We start from the raw sequence: 23,708 nt of genomic DNA on the forward strand, positions 1-23,708 counted from the left end.
TTGTCCACAAGGGTTGGCAAGGTGGAGGTCAGGCGTGCCGGTCACGGGCCAACGCGTCGTGCGGCGGGCATTGGGGCGGCGGCTGACGCGGCTGCGCACGGCGTCCGGGATGAGCCGGCGTGACGTGGTGGAGGCGCGGCTGGGCATCTCGGAGCCGACGCTGCACCGCATCGAGACGGGCAAGGTGCCGGTCACCGGGGCCAACGTCCGCGCGCTCTGCTGGCTCTACGGTGCGGACCCGAGCATCACCGACGCGCTCGCCGATCTCGCGCTGGGCACGTCACAGCAGGAGTGGTGGGACGCCAGTCCGGTGATCCCCGAGTGGTTCAAGCTGTACGTCGGGCTGGAGGCGTCCGCGTCCCGGATGTTCGGATACGACGGCGAGGTCGTTCCCGGCGAGCTGCAGACCTCGGAGTACGCCCGAGCGGTGTTCGGCGCCGACCAGCCGGTCGACTCCGAGATCGCCGAGCGCCACATCAACCTCCGCCTGCAGCGGCAGAAGACGCTCTTCGCCCGCAACCCACCGGTCCGCCTCGTGGCGGTGCTCGGCGAGGGGGCACTGACCCGGGCGGTCGGCGGGGAGCAGGTGATGAAGGGGCAGATCGAGCATCTGCAGCGGCTGTCCCGGGAGGACGCGGTCGACATCCGGGTGCTGCCGTTCTCGATCGGGGCGCACGCGGCGATGGCCGGCGCCTTCCGAATCCTGGAGTTCGACGACCCCGAGGATCCGGACGTGGTCTACCTCGAGTCGCACGTCGGCGCGCTCTACCTGGAGGAGCAGGTCGAGGTCGACGAGTACCGGCGGATCTTCGGTCTCATCAGCAAGGCTTCCGTACCGGTCGGGGAATTCAGCTGACGCCCTGCTCTCGGTCGGTCAGGAGCTGGTCGAACTCGCCGCGCTTGGCGCCGAAAAGGAACGAGTCCCACTCCTCGATCGTGAACACCACGGTGCCGGCTTCGCGAGCCTTGCTGTTGCGGACCTCGATGAGCCCATGCCGGCGACGGGCCTCGACGCAACTGCCTCCGTTGGCTGTCGACATGCTGGACATGATCCAGCCGGTTTCACTACTCATCAGCGTCCCTCCCGGCCCTGCTTACTGTGAGTAATTGTTTCGCCACCGAATCCCCGCCAGGAGCAGTGTTCAAACCCTGTCTGACGTGCAAAATTGGGATTCCACGTCGCAAGGCGAATCTTTCATCACGAAAGTGTACGTACTCAGAGTAGCTGACGACCCTTCGGGGGTGCATCACGTCACCGTGACAACTGTCGCCGTGAAATCTTGCACGGGCCTCGGTCGACTGTCATGATTCCACTGTGGCGCTCGGCGATCACTCGCCGTCGACTGACAGCTCCCGCTGGTACGCCGCAGTCTGAGAGGACGGCCGATGCGGATCCTCGATCCTGCCGCCGCCGACCCGGGCGGCGCATTGCCAGACGACGATCAGGCGCGGATCGAGCCCGACACGGCCCGCCTCCAGGCCCGCATCGATCAGCTCGCGGCGCACGTCCAGCGGCTGGAGCAGGAGCGCGCCTCGCTGCGCTGGATGGCCGGTCACGACGAGCTCACCGGACTCGCCAACCGCCGCCTCTTCCACGCGCTCGCCCCCGGGCTCCTGCGCGGCGACGACTGTTCGTCGGCCGTCGTGATCCTCGACCTCAACGGCTTCAAGCCGATCAACGACACGTACGGGCACGACGCCGGCGACGAGGTCCTCCGCGTGGTCGCCCAGCGCATGGCCGCCTGCCTCGGTGATCACCTGGTGGCCCGGTTCGGCGGGGACGAGTTCGCCGCGCTGCTGCGCGCCCCGCGCGCCGACGTCCCGGAGGCGTGGTGGCACGACGTGGCCGCCTCGCTGAGCGCCGCCATCGCACCCCCGATGGACGTGAAAGGCCACACCGTGTCGGTCACCGCCTCGATCGGCGTCGTGCCGGCCGAGGGCTCCGCCGATCTTCCCCATCTGTTGCGCCGTGCGGACCAGGCGATGTTCAGTGCCAAACGGAGCGGGAACGTCACTGACCGGGCCGGCATCACCTGGGTCGTGGCCACCGGGAACGGAGACCACATCCGGACGTACGAGCCGGGCCCGGCCACCTCCGGAACCGTCGAAGCATGCCGGCCCGGCGACCCGGTATGGGTGCACCGGAACAGCACCCGTCGCGCCGGAGTGGTCGAGAGCGCCTGCGAATGGGCGGCCCTGGTCCGCTACCGATCGCCGAACGGCGCCGGCACGATGGTCGACACGATCCCCACCAGCTGTCTCTCGATCCGGGAGGAAGCCGATCCGTACCTGGATCGGCAGTCACTCCCGTACCGGTGATCGCTGGCGTCGGCCGTCAGCCCACCGTCAGCACGATCTTTCCGCGCAACCCGCCGGCCAGCACCCGCCGGTGAGCGTCGGCCGCCTCGGTCAACGGCATCGTGGCCGCCACCCGCGTGCGCAGGCGACCCGCCGCCACCTGACCCACCAGGTCGGCCAGCAGCTCGCGGTCGAGCCGGATGAGTTGCAGCTCCTGGCGCACCCCACGGGCCGGAATGATGGGCGCCGTGGGCCGGGTCGCGACCACGATGCCCCGGTCCTCGACGGCAGCGGCCACCGCCTCACCGACGGGAACCGCGTCGTACACCGCGGCCACCGGCCCCACCGTGGCCAGGTCGGCGGAACGAGAGATCACCTCGTGGGCGCCGAGACCGCGCACCCATTCCTCGTCCCCGTGGCTGGCCTGCGCCACGACACGGTAGCCGGCCTGAACGGCGAGCTGGGTGACGAAGCCGCCGACACCGCCGCTGGCCCCGGTCACCAGCAGGCTGCTCCCGGCCGGGAGCAGGGCCAGCGACACCAGGGAGAGCCCTTGGTGTGCGGTCTGGGCGTTGAGCGGCACCGTGGCCGCGGACACGAAGTCGAGCCCGCCCGGCAACCGCACCAACCAGTCCGTGTCGGCGGCCACGAACTCGGCATAACCACCCGGCGCACCTCGGGTCAGATACCACGGGATCATCCCGACGACACGATCACCCACCGCGAGATCGGCCGTGCCGGGGCCGACCGAGGCCACCTCGCCGGCGATGTCCCAACCGGGCGCGAACGGCGGCGTGTCCGGGCCTAGGGGAATCTCTCCGGTGGTGGCGGCGACGTCGGCCGGGTGCACACAGACCGCCCGGACGCGCACCACCACCTGCCCGGACCCCGCCTTGGGCTCCGGTAGATCGGTCACCTGCAACACCTCAGGACCGCCGAGCGCGGTCGCGACGACTCCCCGCATTCGTCCACTCTAGACCGCCGCCCCTGGATGCACAGCCTGTGACCCCTCCGGGCGTTTCCTCTTCGTGGCCGCTCGGAGGGTGTGCCCGCAGGCAGCACGACCGCGTACGTCAGTCGCGGTGATCGGGTCCGCCGGCGGTCCGCCGGAGGGTGGGCCGGGAATTCCCGGTACGCCAATCCGACGCCGTCCGATGGGTGACAGTCCGGCGCGGACGCATCTCATAGCCTCACCGTGATCGAAGTCGATCTATTGAGGAGAGTTATGCGCATCGGCAGACTGCTTACCGCTGTCACCACCGTCGCCTTGTCCCTGCTCGCCCTGCTCGTCGCCCCGGCGGCGGCGCAGGCCGCCGGCCCGATCTACATCAGCGTGCTCAAACCGACCAGCATCAGCCCGACCCGGGTTCTCGACATGACCGGCTGGTCGATGGACGACCTGACCCAGGCCCAGCTGTGGATCTACCGGAACCAGGACGAGGTGCGTAACCAGCGCTGGTATGTCGACCTCATGTACAAGGACTCCGGCATGGGCGTCTACCACCTGCGCAACGCGCTGAGCAACAAGTGCCTGGACCGCCGCCTCGACGGCTCGCTGGACAACGGGGACGTGGTACAGCAGTACACCTGCAACAACTCGAGCAAGAACCAGCAGTGGCGCGCCCACGTGATCCCCCAGCAGACCGGTGACACGAACCTGAACTGGGTCCGTCTGGAGAACATGTCCGACGGCCGGTGCCTCGACGTCACCAATGCCAGTCACACCGACGGCGCGAAGCTGCAGGTCTGGGACTGCGGCTGGGCCTGGAACCAGCGCTGGAACATCTACTGACCGGGGATCACGAAGGTCACTGGCGGCAGCCGGCCGTGGACGCGTCGGCACGTCGACGGTGATCCTGCCCGGCCGTGACGGGTCAGAGCAGGGCGTTCTCGTAGGCGTAGATGACGGCTTGAACACGGTCGCGGAGGTCGAGCTTGGTCAGCAGGTGCGAGACGTGGGTCTTGACCGTCTGTTCACCCACGTACAGGCGGGCGGCGATCTCGGCGTTGGAGTGGCCGCGGGCGACCTCGATCAGGATCTCGCGTTCGCGGGCGGTCAGGCGGTCCAACTCGGCCGGGGCGTTCGTGGCGGGCGTGGGGGCGAGGCCGTCGGTGAAGCGAGTGACCAGCCGGCGGGTCACCGACGGGTCGATCAGGGCGTCGCCGCGGGCCACGATGCGGATGGCGCCCAGCAGTTCTTCGGTCGGCATGCTTTTGAGGCAGAAGCCGCTGGCCCCGGCGCGCAGGCCGCGGTAGATGTAGCTGTCGTCGTCATAGGTGGTCAGCAGCATGACGCGGGTGGGTCCGCCGCCGGCCAGGACGGTCTCGGCGGCGGCCAGCCCGTCCATCCGCGGCATGCGTACGTCGAGCACCGCGACGTCCGGCCGCAGCCGCTCGATCTCGGCCACCGCGGCCCGCCCGTCGCCCACGTCGGCAACGCAGTCGAGGTCGGGCTGGGTTTCCAGGGCGTTGCGGAAGCCCGAACGGTAGAACTCGTGGTCGTCGGCGAGCAGCACGCGGATGGCGGTCAACGGGACTCCTGAAGCGGAAGGGTCAGCCTGGTGCGCCAGGTGCCTGGCACACCAGGGTCGGGCCCGGTGGTGGCCGAGCCGCCGAAGAGCGCGACTCGGTGGCGAATGCCGTCCAGCCCCCGGCCGGTGCCCGGGGCACGAGGCGCACCGTGGTGGTCGTAGCCGTTGGCGGCGGTGACGTGCAGGTCGGTGGGAGTTTGTGTGACGGTCAGGGTGAGCGGACCGGTGCCGTGGCGCAGGGCGTTGGTGAGGATCTCCTGGACGATGCGGTAGGCGGCCAGGTCCAGCGACGGGGGCAGCGACTTCGGGGTCAGGCCGTCGAGGGTCGACTCGACGACCAGGCCGGCGCGGCGGGTGCCGTCGACGAGGTCGTCCAGAGTGCCGAGACCTGGTTGGCGGACGTCGTCGGACCCGTCGCCGTGCAGCAGGTCGAGCATGCGGCGAAGGTCGGCCAGGGCGGAGCGGCTCGACGTCTCCACCTGCTCCAGGGAGGCCACTGTGCGCGGCTGGTTGGCGGCCAGGCCGGAGGCCAGGCCGAGGCGGGCTGCGGCGGCGTGGACACCGACCGCGCTGACGTGGTGGGAGATCGTGTCGTGCAGGTCGCGCGCGATGGCCACCCGCTCGGCCTCCACGGTCGCCGTGAGGGAGTTGGCGGCGGCGCGGCGTTGCTCCTCGGCTTTGCGGCGGACCTCGGCGATGTAGCCGCTGCGGCCCGTGGTGTGCCGGCCCAGCATCCACGGGATGACGGTGTTGGTGACGGTGAGCAGGAGGTTGTCGGCAGTGGCGCCGAAGCCCTGCACGATTTGGGTGGCGGTCATGCCGAGCACGAGGGCGCCGAGGGTGACCCAGGAGCGGCGGCCCCGCACCCAGGCGCCGGCCCGGTAGCCGGCGACGACCAGGCCGGTGGCGTTGCCGATGCCGTTGTCGTGGATGCCGGTGGCGGTCAGCAGCAGCGCCGCCACGCCGACGCGGACGATCGCGTGGAGCACGGCCACCGGGCCGGCCGTGCGGGCCGGCAGCGCGAGCGCCAGGTCGGCGACCACGATGGCGGCCCCGGCGCCCCAGACGGCCGGGTGGGCGGGCCACTGGGACGCCTTGAGCAGGAAGGGGGCGCCGTCGCCGAGCAGGCAGCTGATCGCGATCAGCAGCGACCACCGGCGCAGGGTGCGGTTCTCGTCCTGCTGCGGGCGCACGGCTCCCCTCCCCGTCAAGCGCACGATGCTCCTCGGTTCTCAGCCGCGGATGAACTGGATGATCTCGCGTACGCCCTCGGGGGTGCTGGCGGGGGTGTGGCCCGCGCCCTCGATCACCTTTGTGGTGGCGTGGCGGAATTGGGCCGCGGCGGCCTCGCCCGACTCGATGGGCGTGTTGGCGTCCAGGTCGCCGCTGAGGACCAGCACCGGCACGTCCGGCATGGCGGCGCCGGGGGCGAACGGGGGACGCGCGGTGCGGTCGGCGGGCCACTGCAGGCAGGCGCCCGTGTCGTAGTCGGCGCGGGTCACCCAGGCCTTCGCCGAGAAGGGAGCGAAGTCGGCGTCGCGCAGCTCGGCCTGAGCGGCGTCGTACTGCCGTTCGCGCTGGGCGACAGGGGCGCCGTAGTCGAAGTCGCGCAGATAGTCGTGGCAGCTGACGGCCCAGGACTGGGTGTCGGAGACGATCCCGGCGCCGTACGAATAGATGTCGGCCGACGCGATCAGGCTCTTGCTCACCAGGGCCCGTACGGCGGAAAGGTCTCCCCGGCGGGCGGCGGCCGCGGCCGAGACCAGGGCGAGCTGGGCCTGGAGGTCGGGCTTGTTCGAGTAGACCAGGCCGGCCACCGAGGTCATCCGCCACTCGTCGAGGGCGACGCGGTGCTCGGTGCCCTTGTAGGTGACGTCGAGCGTCGCGGGGTGAGCGCGAAGCCGTTTCATCAGCGCGGCCAGGTCGGCCAGCGCCTGGTCGCCGGAGCACTCAGCGGTGCGCCGGCAGACCAGGCGCACAGCCCGGCGGAAGGCGGCGGCGCCGACCTGGCCGGTGGTGTCGACGTTCACGGCGTACGCGCCGGCCAGGCTCACCGTCCGGACGTGCCGCGGGTGACGCTGGGCGTAGGCGGCCATCAGGTAGGTGCCGTAGGAGACGCCGAGCAGGTCGAGCTTGCTCAGGCCCAGGGTGGCGCGCACGGCATCGATGTCGTCGGCCACGGCGATGCTGGTGTAGTCGGCCGCCCGGTCGCCCAGTTGCCGGCCGCACTGGCCGATCAGCCGGCGCTGCCGTGGCAGCGGGGCGAAGACGCGTGTCGGCCCGTCGAGCGCGGGGCAGGTCAGCGGGGCCGAGCGGCCGACCCCGCGGGTGTCGATGAGAAGCAGGTCGCGCCGATCGAGCAGTGGGGCCAGTGCCTCGGCGAAGGCGGTCCCGCCGAGGTCGATGGTCGAGCTGCCGGGGCCGCCCGGGTTGGGGACGATCGTGCCCAGGCCGGGCTGCGACGTGTCGGTGTGCGGGACGAGCGCGAAGGCGATGTCGACAGTGCCTCGCGCCGGCCGGCCGCGGTCGAGCGGCACGGTGATGTGCCCGCAGCGTGCGGTGGGCAGGCTGTCGAGCTCGGGGCATGCGGCCAGGGTGGCCACTGTTTCGGCGGACGCGCTCAAGGCCGGCTGCGCGCCGGGCGGGGCACCGGGCGAGGCGGCGCAGCCGGTGACGAGGGCGGCCGCTGCGGCCAGGACCACGGTCAGTCGTGCTTTCATGAGGGTCAATCCTCGGGCCGCCGGGCGGCCGAGTCGTCACCTCGCGGCGGGAACTTCCCTCACTCTCCAGGGGGAAGACCGGGACCCTCCCCGAGGTGACGACGCTCCCGTTGTTCGCGGCCCGGGTTGACCCGCGGATCAGGGCATGTCGATTTTCTGACGGGGGCGTTCCAGTGTGATCCTCTCTTCGTGGTCCGTCCTCGGCGGGGGAAGAGTTGACGGAACCGGAGCCGGGGAGAGTCCTTGAAACGTCTTCTGTTCGTTCTGCTTCTCCTCGCGGCCGGCGGCAGCTGGCTGATCGCGGGGGCCGGGCACGGCTTGCGTCACGCTCATGTCATGTCGGCCGGTGTTCCGCTCGACGAGGTGCATCCGTCCGCGAGCGGCCGGCATCCCGGTGTCGTTGTCGCGCACGGCTACGCCGGGTCGGCGAAGCTGATGGCTCCGTTCGGCGACTCGCTGGCGGCCCGTGGCTACGTCGTCGTCCTGCTCGACTTCGCCGGCCACGGCGCCAGCACCAGGCGCCTTCCGAACCAGGACTCGACCGAGGTCCTGCAGCACGATCTCGATGTGGCATCGGCCCACCTGCGATCGTTGCCGGACGTCGACGCGTCGAAGGTCGCGCTGGTCGGGCACTCGATGGGTGCCGGTGCCGTCACCCGGTACGCGGGCGCCCACCCCGAGGTGACCGCGACCGTGGCGATCTCCCTGCCGGATGCGGCCGACGCTTCGGCCGGCCGGCCCGCGCGGCTGCTCACCATGGCCGGCGCGCTGGAGTTCCCCGGCTTCCGGTCGGTCGCCGGCAGCGTTGCGGCCGGCCACGGCGACCGTGCGGTCCGGATCATCCCCGGCGTCGAGCACATCACCATCCTGTACGCCCCGGAGACGCACCGGCAGATGGTGGAATGGCTGGACGGCGCGTTCGGCGGGCCGCGCAACGACCATGCGATCCCGTTTCCCGCCCGGCGTCTGATCGGCACGGTTCTGCTGGTGCTGGCGTTCTTGCTCGGGTTCTATCCGCTGGTGGCCTGGCTGTCCGGCGCGTCCGCCCGCCCGGGGCCGCGATTCTCCGGCTTCTCCTGGCGTGCGGCGGCTCGGATGGCGGCGGTGACCGGGGTGGCAGCGGTCGTCGGGGCGGTGGTCGCCCGCTTCCTGCCCACGACCCGGCTGCCCCTGGCGATCGCCGGGTACGTCGTCGGCTATGCGGCCGTCACCGGGGCATTGCTTCTCGCCTATGCGAGCAGGCGTTCCGGGTATCGGCCCGCGGCTGCGATCAGCCGTCCCCGGTTGCTGCCGGCTGTTGCGTACGCGATCGTCTCCGTCGCCGTACCGGTGCACTGGGGAATGACTCATGCCTGGCCGGTCGGCGATCGCTGGTGGCTGCTGGTGATCGTCTGGGCGGCGTTCGCCGTGCTCGCCTACGGTTCGGAGAGGCTTGCCGGCGGCGTCGCACTCAACCTGGTCCCGATCGCGGCAGTGTTCGTGATCGTCCTGGTCGCCGCCGCCGTCGCCGGCCTGACCAGCGGCTTTGTGTTGCTCGTGTTGGTCCCGCTGATCGGTTTGCTGTGCTGGCAGGCGTTGTGGAGCGCGTTCCTGCACCGCTTCGCTGCGCCCAGGTGGGCCATCGCCCTGACCGGCGCCGCCGTCGTGGCCTGGCCGCTGGCGCTCACCCTGCCCCTCGCCGGCCCCTGAGACCGGGCCGCGGCCGGGGCACCGATCGGTCTCGGCCCGAGCCATGTCGGGGATTTTGAGATACGGCTGAGGAAGGCGCGCCACTCGCATCTGTCATCGCCGATGAGCACGGCCGCGCTGCGGTCGACGTGCCGACTCATCGGACCGGTTGACCGTGCCTGGTGCCGGATGCGGCGCCCGTCGAGGCAGCCACGACGCGGTTGCGGCCGGCGGCTTTGGCGGCGTAGAGAGCCTTGTCGGCGGCACGCAGGAGGTGGGCCGGGTCGACTGACGCGCCGGGGGACCAGGCCGCCCCGATGGAGGCGGTCACGGTGATCAGGGTGTGCTCGGTGGCCTCGATCGGCAGGTCGGCGAGACTGCGCCGGATCCGCTCGGCGAGCGGTACCAGCTCGTCCTGGTCGACGTGCGGCACCAGCACGACGAACTCCTCCCCGCCGTAACGCGCGAGCACCGTCCCGGCCCGCCGTCCGGTGAGCAGTCGCTGTGCCATGTCGTGCAGTACCCGATCGCCGGCTTGATGCCCGTACGTGTCATTGATGTTCTTGAAATGATCCAGGTCGACCATGAGCAGTCCGATCCCGTGGCCGCTCCGAGCCGCCCGCCGGCACTCGGTGACAAGCTTGGTCTCGAAGTGACGGCGGTTGCGCACCCCGGTGAGGGCGTCGGTCACGGCCGCGCGGTGCTGGGCCCTGATCAGTTCGGCCATGCGCATCATGACGAGCATGAACATGCTGATGCAGCTGACGCTGGCCACGGTGACGTTCAGGTCGGTGCCGAACAGGTGCTCGACCAGTTGCAGGCCGGGCACCATGAGCACGGCGACGGTGAGTCCCGCGAACCGCACCACGCTGTCTTCGCGAGCGGGCGTGGGGCTGCGCTGGTCGAAGTCGCGCATGGCCGGGTGCAGCGCGCATGCGGCGAGCATGCCGAGGGAGAGCATCCAGAGTCCGCCGAGGTAGGCCTCGGAGGCATTCTCGCCGCCGACGATGCCGACGACGGCGTAGGCGCTGTCGGCGGCGAACATCAGCACCAGGTATCCGAGGAGCAGACGCAGCACCGTGCTGCGGTTTCCGGCGCCCAGCACCAGCCGCACCGCCAGGATCAGGAGCATCAGATCCAGCATCGGGTACGCGGCCTCGGTGAGTTTCGCGGCCATCGGCATACTGGTCGCGGCCAGTGGCTGGATGAAGAACACCCACGTGAGCAGACCCGCGCTGAGTGCCACGATGAGCGCGTCGACCGCGGTGGCGAAGTTCCAGCCCGGGGTGCGCCGCCGGATGAAGCCGAACACCGCGACCCCGACCAGCGCGTAGCTGCTCAGATAGCAGATGTCGGCGGGCGCCGGTTCGACGAAGTCCCCGGTGCTCCACACGTCGAAGATGGACAACGCGTCTCCGGCGGCGTATGCGGTCTGGCCGGCGCACAGGGTCAGCCAGCCGGAGCGCCGCGGCGGCCGGTTCAGCAGGACACCGGCCGCGATGATCACCGGTGCGCCCGCCGAGACGACCAGGTAGGGGATCTCGTACTGCAGGTAGGAGGCCCCCAGATCCGGGAGCACGACGCGCATCAGCGCACACGCGGCGACCAGAGCCAGCCACAGCCGCCATGCCAGGAGCCTCGGGCGTACGGCGCGCCGGGCAGAGGTCATCGCTCGTGGCATCGTGACGCCGGCTTCCTAGGACCGGACCGCGACGGGGGACAGCGGAGCGACCAGGGCGATGCCGATCGCCGGACGGATCCGGACCACGACGTCACCGACGTCCACCAGCAGTTTGCGACGTGACGGGCCGCCCTCACCACGGGGCAGAAGAAGCAGCCCGGTCAGCATTATCGGATCGAAGGCCATCATCATCGGGCCGGCCACCGCTTCGATGTCGCGCTGACCGTGGAAGTCCCCGAGCAGCAGGTAGCCGACAATTGCCACCAGCAGGCCGCTCGCCACGCCGTAGAAGACCACGGACCGCCATCGGTAACGCATCGACACCTCGGTTCTGAACTCGTCGACGTTCCCATCGGCGCGCAACAGCAAGATCTGAACGGCGCAGGGACGCTGCACCCGGCGCGCAACCGGACCGTGGCAGAAAGCCCCATCGCGGGCGACCGGCCGGCGCGGCATCGCCGCACACGCCGACGACGCCGAGCCGGTGGTCGCTACCGCGCGCCGGCCGGGACCAGTTCGACGCCTGCGGCGTCAACCTGAGCGGCGCGGGTGCTGGTGGCAGGAAAGGTGGAATCTACGACATTGCTGTCAGGGCCGGCGGCCAGGATGCTGGGTTCGTGCCAGGCCGCGACGTGTTGATCATCATCTTCGAGGGTGTGCAGAGCCTTGATGTCACCGGTCCGCTGGAAGTGTTCGCCGGCGCCGGTCCAAGGGCCTACCGGGTCACCACGGCGAGCCCCGACGGGACGCCGGTGCGCACGTCGAGCGGCCTGACCCTGCTTCCCGACCTCGACCTCTCCGCCGCGCCGCCGCCGGACACGGTGGTCGTGCCCGGCGGCGAAGGAACCCGCAGCCACGACCCCGCGGTGGTGGACTGGTTGCGGCGGCACGCGTCGCGAGCGCGGCGAGTGGCCTCCGTGTGCAGCGGGGCGTTCCTGTTGGCCGAAGCGGGGCTGCTCGCCGGCCGCCGGACAACGACCCATTGGAGTGTCTGCGACAGCCTGGCCCGGCGCTACCCGGACGTCGAGGTGGACCCACAACCCATCTTCGTACGGGACGGGCCGATCGCCACCTCGGCCGGCGTCACTGCCGGCATCGACCTGGCCTTGGCACTGGTGGAGGAGGACTGCGGCCGCGAGATCGCGTTGGAGATCGCCCGGCATCTGGTGATGTTCCTGCGGCGGCCGGGCAATCAGGCACAGTTCAGCACCCAATTGTCGGCGCAGCTCGCGGCGCGGCCGGGGCTGCGTGAGGTGCAACGGTGGGTCGCCGACAACCCGCACGCGGATCTCAGCGTGCCGGCCCTGGCCCGGCGGGCGAGCCTGTCACCACGCCAGTTCGCGCGCGCCTTCGCCGGCGAGGTCGGCCAGACACCGGGCCGCTACGTCGACAACGTACGGCTGGAGGCGGCCCGCCGTCTGCTGCTCGACGGTGACGACGGGCTGGAGCGCATCGCCGCCCGCTGCGGGTACGGCACGGCCGAGACGATGCGCCGCGCGTTCATCCGCGAGTTGGGCGTCTCGCCCGGCGAATACCGGCGCCGGTTCTGACCGATCAACGGAGGTTCTCATGCAGATTGCCGTCCTGCTCTTCGACCGGTTCACCGCCCTCGACGCGGTCGGCCCGTACGAGGTACTCGCCCACCTGCCCGGAGCGCATGTCGTGTTCGTGGGCGAACGACCCGGCCCGGTACGCACCGAGGTCGGCAGCCTGGCGCTGACCGCCGACGCAGCCCTGTCCGAGGTGGGCCGGCCCGACGTGGTCGTGGTGCCCGGCGGGCCCGGGCAACGCCACCACATGGGCGACGGGCCGATCCGCGACTGGCTGCGCGCGGTGGACACCACCAGCACCTGGACCACCTCGGTCTGCACCGGCTCGCTCCTGCTCGCCGCCGCGGGCCTACTCACCGGCCGGCGCGCCACCACACACTGGCTGGCACATGACCAACTCGCCCCGCTCGGAGCAGTCCCGGTCGCACAGCGGGTGGTGACCCACGGCAAGTACATCACCGCCGCCGGAGTGTCCGCCGGACTCGACATGGCCTTCACCCTGGCCGGCCGCATCGCCGGAGATGCCGTGGCCCAGGCCGTTCAGCTGGCTCACGAGTACGACCCGCAGCCGCCCTACCAGGCCGGTTCACCGGAACGGGCGCCACGCGAGGTGCTCGCCGCAGTGCTCAGCCGCAAGGATTTCATCTTGACCCGAAGCTGACGAGGAGCCCTGGACAGCATGCTCGTGAGTGATCAGCTCCAGCACCAGGGCGTCCTTGTCGCCGGCACGCCGGTGCCGTTGACGAGCCCGGTACGGCTCCGGCCGGGTCCTTGTCCCCCGAGCGAGCTACCGGCAAGTGTCCACCGAGCGGTGACGATCTCCGGGCCATTGACCCATAGCGTTCCTTCCAGCCGCGGCGCCCCGGCGCGGACCTGGTGAAGGAGTCGACATGCGTTTCGTGAAGCAGTTCCTGGCCGTGCTGGCGGTCATGGTGGTGTGCGGTCAAACGACCGCCGCGGTGCAGGACAACCCGTGGCTGACCCTCGCCGCCGGCCTGCTGTCGGCGATCCTGACCATCGTCACCTACCGCTGGGTGGTGCGGCGAACCGAGCACCGCGATGTCACCGAATTGGCCGCCGGTGGTTCGCGGTTCGCCGTGGGGGCGCTGATCGGCGCCGCGATGTTCGCGTCGGTCGCGGTCAATCTGAGTCTCAACGGCAGTTTCCACGTCGGCGGCATCGGCTCGGTGCCGAACACGTTCGGCATCCTCGGGTTCATGGCGGCCGCCGCGGTGACCGAGGAGGTGCTGTTCCGAGGCGTACTGTTCCGGATCGTCGAGGAGCGGCTCGGCACGTACCCGGCACTGGTCCTGACCGGTGTGGCCTTCGGCGCGATGCACCTGATGAACGACAAGGCCACCCTGTGGGGGGCGCTCGCCATCGCCGTCGAAGCCGGGTTCATGCTGGCCGCCTGCTTCGCTGCCTTCCGCAGCCTGTGGGTGCCGATCGGCCTGCACTTCGCCTGGAACTTTCTGCTCGCCGGCATCTTCAGCCTCACGTCGTCCGGCAACGGCCTCGGCAAGGGCCTGCTCGACGTCACGATCACCGGCCCGGAGCTGTTCACCGGCGGCGAGTTCGGACCCGAGGGCGGCGTGGCAGCGGTCGGCGCGGGCACCCTGCTGACCCTGGTCTTCCTGGTTGTCGCCCACCGTCGCGGTCATGTCGTCCGGCCGGGCGGCCGGAGCATCGCCGTCGCTGCGGACGCTACGGTTGCCCGATGATCGACGTCGGGTGGGCGGTGGAGCGGTGGCGCCGGCTTCCCGTTCCGGTTCGTGACCTTCCGCTGGCACTGGCGCTCGCCCTCGCCTCGCTGGCGCCCGGGGTCAACAGCCACGGCACGCAGCTCGGCGACGTGCCCACCCGGCCGTTGGACGCGTTCGCGGTCGCCGTCGTCGCCGTGGAGTGCCTGCCGCTGGCGATCCGTCGCCGCTGGCCCGCCGCCGGCCTGGCGCTGGTGTCACTCGGGTTTGCCACCGACCAGCTCCGCGGATATCACACCCTCGCCGCCACAGCGCTGACCATCGCCGTGTTCAGCGCGGGCGCGCACCTGGAGCGGTACCGGCGCCCCACCGTCCTGCTGGTCACCGTCGCTTACGTGCAGCTGGTCGTGGCACTGTCCGGGACCGGAGCGGCCGAGAGCCCGGCCGGCTTCGTCACCTTCTACGCGGGGATGGCGGCGCTGTGGTGGTTCGGCGCCAACCTGCGGACCGGCCGCGCTGCCGAGGCGGAACGCCGCCGGGCCGTGGCCGAGGCGAGCCGCGCGGCCGAGCGGGCCCGCATCGCCCGGGAACTGCACGACGTGGTCACCCACCACGTGACGGCCATGGTGGTGCAGGCCGAGGCGGCTCGCTACCTGACCGCCCGTCCGGAACGCCTCGAGCAGACCTTGGCCGCGATCACCGGTACCGGTCGCCGCGCCGTCTCCGACCTGCGCAACCTGCTCGACCTACTCAACCCGGAACACGGCGGCGAGCCGCGCACCCCGTCCGTCGGGGAGCTGCGCGCCCTGGTGGAACAGACCCGGCAGGCCGGGCAGCCCGTCGAGTTCACCGAGGACGGGGGACCCCCGCAGACGGCCGGCAGCACCGAGGTCGCGGTGTACCGGGTCGTACAGGAGGCATTGACGAACGCCCTCAAGTACGCGCACGGCAGCCGCACCGTCGTTCACGTGCTGCACGCGCAAGGCGGGACGACGGTGGAGGTCAGCACCGAGGGTGCGGGGTCGGGGCATGCTTCTCCGGGCGGCAGTGGCCGTGGCCTGGCCGGGCTGCGCGAGCGCGTCGGCGTGCTCGGCGGCGAGTTCAGCGCCGGCCGCGGTGTGGACGGCGGATTCGTCGTGCGGGCCCGCATCCCCGCCGGGAGCCCGTCGTGACGGCCCCGGTCCGGGTCCTGGTCTGCGACGACCAGGCGCTGATCCGGACGGGTTTCACGACGATCATCGACGCCCAGCCCGACCTGGAGGTGGTCGGCGAGTGCGCTGACGGCCGCGCCGCCGTCGGCCTGACCGCCCGGGTGCGGCCCGACGTCGTCGTGATGGACGTGCGCATGCCGGTGCTCGACGGCATCGAGGCCACCCGGCTGCTCGCGGGCGCCGGCGTCGCCGAACCCGTCAAGGTCCTTGTCGTCACCACCTTCAACCTCGACGAGTACGTATACGAGGCGCTGCGCGCGGGCGCGAGCGGCTTCCTTCTCAAGGATGCCCCGCCGGCCCAGCTGCTGCACGGCATCCGCACGGTGGCCACCGGCGCCGCGCTGCTGGCGCCCGAGGTCACCCGGCAGCTCGTCGGCCGGTACGCGGCGCGCATCCGGCCCACGGACGACGCCACGGGCGACCCGGCGCTGACCCCGCGCGAGCTGGAGGTGCTGCGCCTGATCGCGAACGGCCTGTCCAACAGTGAGATCGCCGCGACGCTCGTGATCAGCCAGGAGACCGTCAAAACATACGTGTCACGCATCCTCACCAAGCTGGGCCTGCGCGACCGCGTGCAGGCGGTCGTCTACGCCTTCCGCCAGGGTTTGGTCACCTGAACCACTGGTCGCTGCAGAGCGGCGCCGGCGAGCTTCGGCTCGGCAGCCGTCGGCGACGATCACGCGTACCGTGCCGCTCGCCGCTGATCGGCTCACCGGGCCGAGGCAGGCCCTTTCACGCCGGGCCCGGGCACTGTCACGTCGTACAGCTCGGCGAAGCGGGCGCGGCGCTGCGCGTAGTGCTCGGCATACGCCGGGCGCGGCTCGTAGGTCGCCCCGGTGGTCCGCTGCGAGCGTTCGACGTCGGGCGCCAGCACGTCGAGCGCGAGCAGGGCCGTGCCGCGCTGCGTCGCGCGTCGCCGGGTCACGTGGGTGACCGGCCGCCCGAGCACGTCGGCGAGGATCTGCAGCCATTCCGGGTGGTCGTTGCTGACCCGGCCGGCCGCGGCCACCTGCACGACTTGCGGTGCGGCCGGGCTCAATTCGTCAGCGACCCGCGCGTACGTCATGGCCACGCCTTCGATGACGCCGCGGAACATGGCGTCGGCGCCGGTGGCCGCCGACACTCCGCCGAACAGAGCGCGCGCGCCGCCGGCCCAGCCCGGCGCCCGTTCCCCGGTGAGGTAGGGCAGCACCAGCGGCGTCGCGTCGCTGGGCGCCGCGGTGAGCACGTCGGCGAGACCGGGGCTCAGCCGCAGCGTGTCCTGCGCCCAGCTCACGGCGCGGCCCACGTCGTTGATCGCCCCGCCGAGCAGGGACCGGCCGGCGTCGACCCGGTAGTTCCACAGGCCGAACGGCAGCGGATCGGCCGGCCCGTCGAGCAGCACCCGCAACGCGCCGCTGGTCGCGGTCGCGGCGGTGAGCACCGTGGCGTCGGTCGCGCCGGCGCCGATGTTGCTGGCGAAGCCGTCGGTGATGACCGGAAACCACACGGCCCGCGCGAGCGCCGGCCAGCGCGAGAGCGTCACCGCGGGCGCCGGGTCGCTCAGGTCGCGCGGCGGGCTGAACTGCTCAGGGCGAGCGCCCACGGCGTTCAGCAGCTCGGCGTCGAGTTCACCGGTACGGCGATCCACCAGGCCGGTCCACGCCACCGTCGAGGTGCCGGCCAGTGGCTGCCCGGTCAGCCGGAACCACACGTACTCACCCAGCGACCACCAGGACGCGGCCGCGGAGGCGACCTGCGGCTGCGTGGCCGCGAGCCAGCGCAGCCGCGGCGCGTGATAGCTGGTGTGCAGGCGGGTGCCGGTGCGTTGCTGCACCGCGTGCTCGTCGAGCTGCTGCCGCAGCGCCGTGACCGCGCCGGCGCTGCGCGAGTCGGCGTAGGTCAGGCACGGGGTCAGCGCGTGGCCGGTCCGGTCGACGGCGATCAGCGAAGCGGCGAAGGTGTCCATCGCGACGCCGGCGATGCGGTTGCTCAGCCGCGGAGCGCCGGCCACCGCGTCGAGTACCTGCTCGACTTCCGCGGTCACCTGGTCCGGGTCGATGACCGACGTGCCGTCGGGCGCGACCGTGAAAGCGTGCGGAACCTTGTGCTGCAGGCCGTGCACCCGCCGGCCGGTGGCGTCGTGCACACCGCCGCGGGTCGCGGTGGACCCGATGTCCATCGCCAGCACCAGCGGATCCACCGCCGCATCGAGAGCGACGTCGTCGTTGCGGGTCATCGCACTCCTCGTCGTCGGCGGCACCTGTTCTCACCGGCCCGGCGCGCCGTGAAAGCCCGGACCAGGCCGATGTGCCCGCCGGAGCTGCTCGAGAAACCGGCCCTCGAGGAGGTGAAGCCCGCCAGTTCCGCGACGCATCCCCACAGAGATCGCCTCGTATCAGTGCCCTCGTCGTGCTCGGCAAGCCGGCATCGGCCCCCGCGCCGCCCACCCCGGCATCGGGGTCCTCGCCGGAGACGATGCGTGGTCGTCTCCGGCAAGGCCACGATCACCTGTGCCCGACGGCAGCCGAGGAGACCGGAGTCAGCGCTGATTCCCCGCGCGCAGCCAAGCGATGTAGTCCGCGGCGGCGGTGGCGGTGTCGTACCGGGGCTCGAATCCGGTGTCCTCGCGCAGGCGTGCGATGTCGAGCCAGCTCACCGGGCGATTTCCGCCCGTGGGGAGTTCGCATCGGAACCCGGGCTCGACGGACTGGATCGCGGTGAGGACGTCGGCGTTGCTCGTAGCACGACCGGAGGCGATGTTGTACGTGGAGTGCTGCAGTTTCGGCGCGAGTTGGAGCAGCGCGAGCGCGCGACCGGTGTCCTTGACGTAGAGCAGGTCGAGGGCGTCCTCGGCGTGCGGCGGCGCGATGAGACCCGACAGGTCGGGTTCGTCGTGCCGGGCTGCGGCGTGGAGCAGGGACGGGGCGGCGAAGAACGGGTCGGGCAGGTGCCCGCCGGGACCCCAGGTCCCCGAGATGCGTGCGTTCACGATGTCCACATCGGTCACCTGCGAGAGGTGGCCGGCGAGGAGCTCGGTGATCTTCTTGAAGGTGGGGATGGCGTGGAAGTGCTCGAAGGAGATCGGCACGTCCTCGGTCAGCGCGCCTTCGGACGTGAGGCCGTACACGCCGATGGTGCTCGCAGTCACGACACGGCGCACACCCCAGGCCTGCGCGGCGCGGGCGATGTTGAGGAACGCCTCCAGGGCCGCCCCCGTGGCCTCGATCGGGTCATCGTCGGTCACCGGCCAGGGCAGCGCGACGGCGAGGTGCACGATCCCGGTGATCGGGTACTGCCGGCCGACGGCGAGCAGGGCGTCGAGGTCGGCGACGTCGGCCTGGACGACGTGGACAGGCAGGTCCGCGAGGTGCGGGGGAACCTGCGGAGTGCGGCGCTGGAGCAGGACGCACTCCTCGCCGGCTTCGGTGAGGGCACGGACGGTGTGGGAGCCGATGAAGCCGGCCCCTCCGGTGACGAGGATCATGGTGTGCCTTTCATGGAGAGCCTGATCGTCATCTAGACAGATGATCAGTTCTACTGACGATCAGTCTAAGCCTAAGATGAGGGTCATGTCCACCGAGCCGAGCACCAGTGCTGACCCGCGCGATGTCCTGGGGTACCTCCTCAAGCACGCGGCCATGAAGCTCACGGCGTTGACCGACGCGGCACTCGAACCGTTGGGGATCGACAGCAAGGATTTCGGGGCCCTCCGGGTGCTGGCTCACCGTGAACCGGCGTCGCAGCTACAGGTGGCGCAGACGCTCGGCATCGACCGCACCACGATGGTGGCGCTGCTCGACGTGCTCGAACGCAAGGGCATCGTCACGCGACGACCCGACCCCGCGGACCGGCGCAGGAACGTCGTCGAGCTCACCGAGCAGGGATTGCAGACCTACGACGCGGCGCAGGTCGCGCACGGGAGGGCCGAGAGCGCGTTCCTGGCCGGGACCAGCCCGAGCGCGTCGGATCAACTCCGCCGGACGCTGCGAACCCTCATCGAGAACTGACGCGAGCCGTGGCGGTGACCGGTCGCCACGCTCGGTCCACGTGCATCGACGAAGTGGGCGGTGCGCATCCCCGTCGCCCCATCCTGGGCGTTGGCCGATATGGCACGACCACTCGGTCGTAGCTCCCGGATTGTCGCGCCACAGCGGGGCAACGATCCATCAGCGGGGAACGGGACGCCAGGCGTGGTGAGGCGCACCGGTGGCGGAGATTGCGGTACGGACGAAGGCGGCGATCTGTCGCGAGGTGGATGCCTGAGGCCAGGCGATCACGAGTGTGGCCGGCTCGGCGTCTACCACCGGGCGGCTGACCGTGCCCGACGGCAGGCGGTCGCGGACGGATTCGGGGAGCACCGCGACCATGCGGCCGAGCAGGATGAGCTGCAGCAGGTGGTCGGTGTCGGTGATGGGGTGGCCGGTCACTCCGGGGCGGGCTTCCGGCCAGCGGGGCTGGGTCTCGTCGCGGAGGTCGGCCATCGACACTGCGGTGCGCGCGGCCAGCGGATGGCGGTCGGGAAGCACCACGACTTGGCCCTCGACGTGTAGGTCGTCGCTGTCCAGACCGGTCAGGTCGTTCTGCGGCCGGTGCAGGAGCGCGAGGTCGGCGCGACCGTCGCGGACCATCGCGGCGCGTTCGCCCACGCTGAAGGCGAGGTCGACCGGCAGCGCGCCGGGGGCGGCGGCGTAGCGGTCCAGGATGGGGCGCAACAGGTCGGCGTCAGCGCCGGGTTTGAGCGCCAGGACCAGGCGAGGAGTGGTGGCGGCCGCCCGTTGGGTACGACGTACCGCGGCGGTCACCGCGCCCAGCGCGCCGCGCCCCTCGGCCAGGAGCATCGCGCCGGCCGCAGTGAGGCGTACCTCGCGACTGGTGCGTTCCAGCAGGGTGACCCCCATCCTGCGCTCGAGCAGACGGATCGCCCGGGACAGCGGCGGTTGGGCGATCCCGAGCCGGCGGGCGGCCCGCCCGAAGTGCAGCTCCTCGGCGACGGCGACGAAGTAGCGCAGTTCCCGGGTCTCGACATCAATACCGTGCGGGTATCGCTTGGGACCGGTCCGATCCTGGTCTACGGAGTCGGGCAGTGGTCGTGTGGACACATGAGCAATGATGCAGCACTCGCGTTGGTGACCGGAGCGAACAAGGGCATCGGACGGGCCGTCGCGGGCCGATTCGCGGAGCTCGGGATGACGGTGCTTGTCGGCGCCCGGGACTTGGACAAGGGCGCCGCGGTCGCGGCCGAGATCGGCGCGGCGGGCGGAAAGGCGTACCCGGTCGGCCTCGATGTGACCGACCAGCGCGGCGTGGCCGCGGCGGCCGAGGAGATCGGCGGCCGGTTCGGCCGCCTCGACGTGTTGATCAACAACGCCGGCATCGCCGGCGACCTGGAGGCGCAGTCGCCGGGCTCGGTCCGGCTCGACGGGATGCGGACGGTGTTCGAGACGAACCTGTTCGGTGTCGTCACCGTGATCGAGGCGATGCTGCCGCTGCTGCGCCGCTCACCCGCGGCCCGGATCGTGAACGTCTCCAGCGGCACCTCGTCGATGGCCTGGACGACCGATGCCACCCATTACCTGAGCCGGATGCCGGGGTCGCTGGCCTATCCGGTGTCGAAGGCCGCGCTGAACATGCTTACGGTGCAATACGCCAAGGCTCTGTCCCGTGACGGGATCCTGGTGAACGCGGTCGCGCCCGGCGCGTGCGATACAGATTTCGCCCGTGGCCTGCCGTTCCGGCTGACCCGCACCGCAGCCGACGGTGCCGCGATCGTGGTGCGGCTCGCCACGCAGGGGCGCGAGTGCCCGACGGGCGGCTTCTTCGACGACGGCGGCAGGGTGCCCTGGTGAGCGGTTCGACGGGGCAGCGAACCCATCCACAGATCTCGGGTCCTCGTTCACCTCGATCCCTATTACATCAAACCAGTTTGATGTAATCTGCGGGCGTGACCCCAGAGTCGCTCGACGCCGCTGATCTCCCCGGGTTCGTCACCGCCGCCGGCCACCCCGTGCGATGGCGGCTGCTCGGTCAGCTCGCCCGCGGTGACCTCGCCGTGCGCGAGCTGACCGCGTTGCTCGGCCAGCCGCAGAACCTCGTTTCGTATCACCTGGGCAAACTGCGCAAGGCTGAGCTGGTCACCGCGCGGCGCAGCAGCGCCGACGGCCGTGACACCTACTACTCGCTCGACCTTGCCCGCTGCGGTGATCTGCTGTCCGGCGCCGGCGCCGCCCTGCACCCAGGGCTGCGGCTGACCGGGGCTGCGCCCGCCGTCCCGGGGACCGGGCGGGTGTTGTTCCTGTGTACGGGCAACAGCGCGCGGTCACAGATGGCCGAAGCGCTGTTGCGGGACCGTACCGACGGGTCCGTGCAGGCATTCAGCGCCGGGAGCAAACCGAAGCCGATCCATCCGCGCGCGGTCAGCGTCATGGCGGTCCGCGGCATCGATCTGGCCGCGGCCCGGCCGAAACACCTCGATGAGTTCACCGGCCACCGGTTCGACATGGTGATCACGCTGTGCGACCGGGTCAAGGAAGTCTGTCCCGAGTTCCCCGGCCATCCCCGGCCGTTGCACTGGAGCATCGCCGACCCGGGCGCCGCGCCGGACGGGCCCGCCGCGTTCGAGCGCGTCGCCGACGAACTCGCCAGTCGCATCGGCTTCCTCCTGCACACCCTCGCCCATCGTCTGGAGAAGACGTCATGAACGATCCGTCCGAAGACGGCACCGTCAGCGTGCGTTACCTCGTCGACGACGTTGCCGCCGCGCTCGACTTCTACACCGCACATCTCGGGTTCACCCCGATCACCACGTTCCTGCCCGCGTTCGCCGACGTGCGGCGCGGCAACCTGCGGCTGTTGCTGTCCGGCCCGGCCAGCTCCGCCGGGCGCGCCATGCCCGACGGACGCCGTCCACAGCCTGGCGGCTGGAACCGCATCCACCTGATCGTCGCCGACATCGACGCAGAAGTGGCTCGGCTCCGAGCGGCCGGCGTCGGGTTCCGCTGTGAGGTCATCAGCGGGCCTGGCGGCCGCCAGATCGTCATGGACGACCCAGCCGGCAACCCGGTCGAGCTGTTCGAGCCCGCCCGTGCCTGATCTTCCCGCCACCACGCACCGCGCTGATCTGCGGACGGTTCTCGAGGAATGGGGCCGGATCGGCTTCATCGGTTTCGGCGGCCCGCCCGCGCATATCGCCCTGCTGCGCAAACTCTGCGTCGACGACCGGAAGTGGCTGGACGCGCAGGAGTTCGAGGACGCCATCGCGGCCTGCAACCTGCTGCCCGGCCCCGCCTCCACGCAGCTCGCGATCTTCTGTGCTTGGCGGGTCCGCGGCCGAGCCGGTGCGCTGGTCGGCGGGGCGGCGTTCATCCTGCCCGGCCTGATCGCGATCCTCGCGCTCGCAGCGCTGTTTCTCGGCGACCCGCCGACCTGGGTCAAAGCCGCCGGAGCCGGTGCCGGCGCGGCGGTCGCCGCGATCGCGTTGCAGGCCGGCACCAGCCTGATCCCGGCCGGATGGAAACGGGCAGCCCAGCAGAGCAACCGGGTGCGGTGGTCGATCTACCTGCTGATCGGCGGAGCCGCCGCAGCGGCCGTCGGGCCGTGGCTGGTACTGCTGCTCATCGCTTGCGGCATCGCCGAGGTCCTGGCCCAGCGCGCACCTGCTGGCGAACCTCGGCCGGTGGTCGCCGTTCCGGTGCTCGCCGCGGCAGGCCTCGGCGGCGGGGTTCTGCTCCCGTTGGCCTGGACCGCCCTGAAAGTCGGTGCGCTGTCGTACGGCGGCGGATTCGTGATCATCCCGCTCATGCAGGCCGACGCGGTCGGCCGGCACCACTGGATGAACGCCGGTCAGTTCCTCAACGCCGTCGCGCTGGGCCAGATCACCCCTGGCCCGGTCGTGCACACCGTCGCCGTCGTCGGCTACGCCGCCGCGGGACTGGGCGGCGGCCTGCTCGCCGCCGCTGTCGCATTCAGCCCGTCGTTCACCTTCATCCTGCTCGGCGCCGACCGCTTCGACCGGCTCCGCGGCAACCAGCGCGTACGGGCGTTCCTCGACGGAGCCGGGCCCGCCGCTGTCGGTGCGATCCTTGGCTCCGCCGTTCCGCTGATCCGCGCCCTGAACGAGCCATGGCAGTACGCGGTGCTCGCCGGCGCCGCCATCCTCACGCTCGGCCTGCGGCGGGGCCCGGTTCTGACGTTGCTGGCCGCCGCGGCGGCCGGCGTCATCATCGTTGTCGGCGGTGCCGGCCTTCCGCGGTGAGTGTTCACCCGGCGGTGAGCGGCCGCGGTGGCGCGGCCGCTGCCCTACCGGGCATTCCCCGGCAGGCTGCGCCGATGACGCCGGGCAGGCGCGTCGGTTGCTGCTGCTTGTCGGCG

General features: G+C 71.2%; 24 protein-coding genes. 14 read left to right on the plus strand and 10 right to left on the minus strand.

All coding sequences use genetic code 11. From position 1 onward, the window contains the following. Positions 1–34: 34 nt before the first annotated feature. Positions 35–856, plus strand: coding sequence for a helix-turn-helix domain-containing protein (locus ACH442_RS16455; protein WP_396338846.1), 822 nt, complete (start codon positions 35–37; stop codon positions 854–856). On the opposite strand, the gene ACH442_RS16460 is transcribed toward ACH442_RS16455, so the two are convergent. Further along, positions 849–1,073, minus strand: coding sequence for a DUF397 domain-containing protein (locus tag ACH442_RS16460; RefSeq protein WP_396338847.1), 225 nt, complete (start codon positions 1,071–1,073; stop codon positions 849–851). The genes ACH442_RS16455 and ACH442_RS16460 overlap by 8 nt on opposite strands. Before the next feature lie 313 nt (positions 1,074–1,386). On the opposite strand from ACH442_RS16460, the gene ACH442_RS16465 reads away from it, so the two are divergent. After that, entirely contained in the window at positions 1,387–2,319 is a 933-nt protein-coding gene (locus ACH442_RS16465) for a diguanylate cyclase domain-containing protein (protein WP_396338848.1), read from the plus strand. 16 nt (positions 2,320–2,335) lie between these two features. Here ACH442_RS16465 and ACH442_RS16470 read toward each other — a convergent pair whose 3' ends face one another. Next, positions 2,336–3,262, minus strand: coding sequence for an NADP-dependent oxidoreductase (locus ACH442_RS16470; protein WP_396338849.1), 927 nt, complete (start codon positions 3,260–3,262; stop codon positions 2,336–2,338). Positions 3,263–3,523: 261 nt separating this feature from the next. Between ACH442_RS16470 and ACH442_RS16475 the strand changes: the two genes are divergently transcribed. Next, positions 3,524–4,090, plus strand: coding sequence for an RICIN domain-containing protein (locus ACH442_RS16475; protein WP_396338850.1), 567 nt, complete (start codon positions 3,524–3,526; stop codon positions 4,088–4,090). Between the two features lie 82 nt (positions 4,091–4,172). Here ACH442_RS16475 and ACH442_RS16480 read toward each other — a convergent pair whose 3' ends face one another. Genes ACH442_RS16480 through ACH442_RS16490 form a run of 3 tightly spaced genes read right to left on the minus strand, consistent with a single transcriptional unit; the run spans position 4,173 to position 7,549 of the window. Beyond that, entirely contained in the window at positions 4,173–4,829 is a 657-nt protein-coding gene (locus tag ACH442_RS16480; protein WP_396338851.1) for a response regulator, read from the minus strand. After that, entirely contained in the window at positions 4,826–6,022 is a 1,197-nt protein-coding gene (locus ACH442_RS16485; protein WP_396338852.1) for a sensor histidine kinase, read from the minus strand. Before ACH442_RS16485 ends, ACH442_RS16480 begins: the two co-directional genes overlap by 4 nt. 39 nt (positions 6,023–6,061) lie before the next feature. Further along, on the minus strand, positions 6,062–7,549 hold the full coding sequence (locus ACH442_RS16490) for an alpha/beta hydrolase (protein ID WP_396338853.1): 1,488 nt from the start codon (positions 7,547–7,549) through the stop codon (positions 6,062–6,064). Between the two features lie 243 nt (positions 7,550–7,792). Here ACH442_RS16490 and ACH442_RS16495 point away from each other — a divergent pair, with 243 nt between their 5' ends. Next, positions 7,793–9,238, plus strand: a complete 1,446-nt coding sequence (locus ACH442_RS16495) for a dienelactone hydrolase family protein (protein ID WP_396338854.1) — start codon at positions 7,793–7,795, stop codon at positions 9,236–9,238. A gap of 136 nt (positions 9,239–9,374) precedes the next feature. Here the strand turns inward: ACH442_RS16495 and ACH442_RS16500 are convergent, their stop codons facing one another. Together ACH442_RS16500 and ACH442_RS16505 are read right to left on the minus strand one after the other, a co-directional pair. Then, entirely contained in the window at positions 9,375–10,886 is a 1,512-nt protein-coding gene (locus ACH442_RS16500) for a GGDEF domain-containing protein (protein ID WP_396338855.1), read from the minus strand. Between the two features lie 27 nt (positions 10,887–10,913). Continuing rightward, on the minus strand, positions 10,914–11,261 hold the full coding sequence (locus tag ACH442_RS16505) for a hypothetical protein (protein WP_396338856.1): 348 nt from the start codon (positions 11,259–11,261) through the stop codon (positions 10,914–10,916). A gap of 254 nt (positions 11,262–11,515) precedes the next feature. On the opposite strand from ACH442_RS16505, the gene ACH442_RS16510 reads away from it, so the two are divergent. The 5 genes from ACH442_RS16510 (at position 11,516) to ACH442_RS16530 (ending at position 15,976) form a co-directional block, all read left to right on the plus strand. Then, positions 11,516–12,448: a GlxA family transcriptional regulator gene (locus tag ACH442_RS16510; protein ID WP_396338857.1), complete on the plus strand. Its 933-nt coding sequence runs from the start codon at positions 11,516–11,518 to the stop codon at positions 12,446–12,448. A gap of 19 nt (positions 12,449–12,467) precedes the next feature. Beyond that, positions 12,468–13,109: a DJ-1/PfpI family protein gene (locus tag ACH442_RS16515; protein ID WP_396338858.1), complete on the plus strand. Its 642-nt coding sequence runs from the start codon at positions 12,468–12,470 to the stop codon at positions 13,107–13,109. A gap of 229 nt (positions 13,110–13,338) precedes the next feature. After that, positions 13,339–14,169: a lysostaphin resistance A-like protein gene (locus ACH442_RS16520; protein WP_396338859.1), complete on the plus strand. Its 831-nt coding sequence runs from the start codon at positions 13,339–13,341 to the stop codon at positions 14,167–14,169. After that, positions 14,166–15,320, plus strand: coding sequence for a sensor histidine kinase (locus tag ACH442_RS16525; RefSeq protein ID WP_396338860.1), 1,155 nt, complete (start codon positions 14,166–14,168; stop codon positions 15,318–15,320). The genes ACH442_RS16520 and ACH442_RS16525 overlap by 4 nt, the downstream gene beginning before the upstream one ends. Next, entirely contained in the window at positions 15,317–15,976 is a 660-nt protein-coding gene (locus ACH442_RS16530) for a response regulator (protein WP_396338861.1), read from the plus strand. The genes ACH442_RS16525 and ACH442_RS16530 overlap by 4 nt, the downstream gene beginning before the upstream one ends. 92 nt (positions 15,977–16,068) lie before the next feature. Here ACH442_RS16530 and ACH442_RS16535 read toward each other — a convergent pair whose 3' ends face one another. Continuing rightward, entirely contained in the window at positions 16,069–17,577 is a 1,509-nt protein-coding gene (locus tag ACH442_RS16535; protein WP_396338862.1) for a gluconokinase, read from the minus strand. Positions 17,578–17,880: 303 nt separating this feature from the next. Further along, positions 17,881–18,825: an NAD-dependent epimerase/dehydratase family protein gene (locus ACH442_RS16540; protein ID WP_396338863.1), complete on the minus strand. Its 945-nt coding sequence runs from the start codon at positions 18,823–18,825 to the stop codon at positions 17,881–17,883. A gap of 85 nt (positions 18,826–18,910) precedes the next feature. Here ACH442_RS16540 and ACH442_RS16545 point away from each other — a divergent pair, with 85 nt between their 5' ends. Then, the gene (locus ACH442_RS16545) at positions 18,911–19,348 is read left to right on the plus strand and encodes a MarR family winged helix-turn-helix transcriptional regulator (RefSeq protein ID WP_396338864.1); all 438 of its coding nucleotides are present in this window, start codon (positions 18,911–18,913) and stop codon (positions 19,346–19,348) included. A 159-nt stretch (positions 19,349–19,507) separates the two neighbouring features. Here the strand turns inward: ACH442_RS16545 and ACH442_RS16550 are convergent, their stop codons facing one another. Beyond that, complete coding sequence (locus tag ACH442_RS16550) at positions 19,508–20,371, minus strand: LysR family transcriptional regulator (RefSeq protein ID WP_396339015.1); 864 nt, start codon at positions 20,369–20,371, stop codon at positions 19,508–19,510. Between the two features lie 69 nt (positions 20,372–20,440). On the opposite strand from ACH442_RS16550, the gene ACH442_RS16555 reads away from it, so the two are divergent. The 4 genes from ACH442_RS16555 to chrA all read left to right on the plus strand — a co-directional run bounded on the left by ACH442_RS16555 (position 20,441) and on the right by chrA (position 23,592). Beyond that, positions 20,441–21,187, plus strand: a complete 747-nt coding sequence (locus tag ACH442_RS16555; protein WP_396338865.1) for an SDR family NAD(P)-dependent oxidoreductase — start codon at positions 20,441–20,443, stop codon at positions 21,185–21,187. Positions 21,188–21,282: 95 nt separating this feature from the next. Continuing rightward, a complete protein-coding gene (locus ACH442_RS16560; RefSeq protein ID WP_396338866.1) occupies positions 21,283–22,038 on the plus strand; it encodes an ArsR family transcriptional regulator in 756 nt (251 codons plus the stop codon). Continuing rightward, the gene (locus ACH442_RS16565; RefSeq protein WP_396338867.1) at positions 22,035–22,430 is read left to right on the plus strand and encodes a VOC family protein; all 396 of its coding nucleotides are present in this window, start codon (positions 22,035–22,037) and stop codon (positions 22,428–22,430) included. The genes ACH442_RS16560 and ACH442_RS16565 overlap by 4 nt, the downstream gene beginning before the upstream one ends. Next, positions 22,423–23,592: a chromate efflux transporter gene (chrA, locus tag ACH442_RS16570; RefSeq protein WP_396338868.1), complete on the plus strand. Its 1,170-nt coding sequence runs from the start codon at positions 22,423–22,425 to the stop codon at positions 23,590–23,592. The genes ACH442_RS16565 and chrA overlap by 8 nt, the downstream gene beginning before the upstream one ends. Positions 23,593–23,708: the final 116 nt, after the last annotated feature.

This window comes from Actinoplanes sp. NPDC020271, from assembly GCF_044388125.1.
GTDB lineage: Bacteria > Actinomycetota > Actinomycetes > Mycobacteriales > Micromonosporaceae > Actinoplanes.

Bases quoted from the DNA above. Each gene is read 5' to 3' on its own strand.
- ACH442_RS16460 (WP_396338847.1), bottom strand. From the start codon at position 1,073: ATGAGTAGTGAAACCGGCTGGATCATGTCCAGCATGTCGACAGCCAAC.
- ACH442_RS16465 (WP_396338848.1), top strand. From the start codon at position 1,387: ATGCGGATCCTCGATCCTGCCGCCGCCGACCCGGGCGGCGCATTGCCA.
- ACH442_RS16470 (WP_396338849.1), bottom strand. From the start codon at position 3,262: ATGCGGGGAGTCGTCGCGACCGCGCTCGGCGGTCCTGAGGTGTTGCAG.
- ACH442_RS16475 (WP_396338850.1), top strand. From the start codon at position 3,524: ATGCGCATCGGCAGACTGCTTACCGCTGTCACCACCGTCGCCTTGTCC.
- ACH442_RS16490 (WP_396338853.1), bottom strand. From the start codon at position 7,549: ATGAAAGCACGACTGACCGTGGTCCTGGCCGCAGCGGCCGCCCTCGTC.
- ACH442_RS16500 (WP_396338855.1), bottom strand. From the start codon at position 10,886: ATGACCTCTGCCCGGCGCGCCGTACGCCCGAGGCTCCTGGCATGGCGG.
- ACH442_RS16515 (WP_396338858.1), top strand. From the start codon at position 12,468: ATGCAGATTGCCGTCCTGCTCTTCGACCGGTTCACCGCCCTCGACGCG.
- ACH442_RS16520 (WP_396338859.1), top strand. From the start codon at position 13,339: ATGCGTTTCGTGAAGCAGTTCCTGGCCGTGCTGGCGGTCATGGTGGTG.
- ACH442_RS16525 (WP_396338860.1), top strand. From the start codon at position 14,166: ATGATCGACGTCGGGTGGGCGGTGGAGCGGTGGCGCCGGCTTCCCGTT.
- ACH442_RS16535 (WP_396338862.1), bottom strand. From the start codon at position 17,577: ATGACCCGCAACGACGACGTCGCTCTCGATGCGGCGGTGGATCCGCTG.
- ACH442_RS16540 (WP_396338863.1), bottom strand. From the start codon at position 18,825: ATGATCCTCGTCACCGGAGGGGCCGGCTTCATCGGCTCCCACACCGTC.
- ACH442_RS16545 (WP_396338864.1), top strand. From the start codon at position 18,911: ATGTCCACCGAGCCGAGCACCAGTGCTGACCCGCGCGATGTCCTGGGG.
- ACH442_RS16555 (WP_396338865.1), top strand. From the start codon at position 20,441: ATGAGCAATGATGCAGCACTCGCGTTGGTGACCGGAGCGAACAAGGGC.
- ACH442_RS16565 (WP_396338867.1), top strand. From the start codon at position 22,035: ATGAACGATCCGTCCGAAGACGGCACCGTCAGCGTGCGTTACCTCGTC.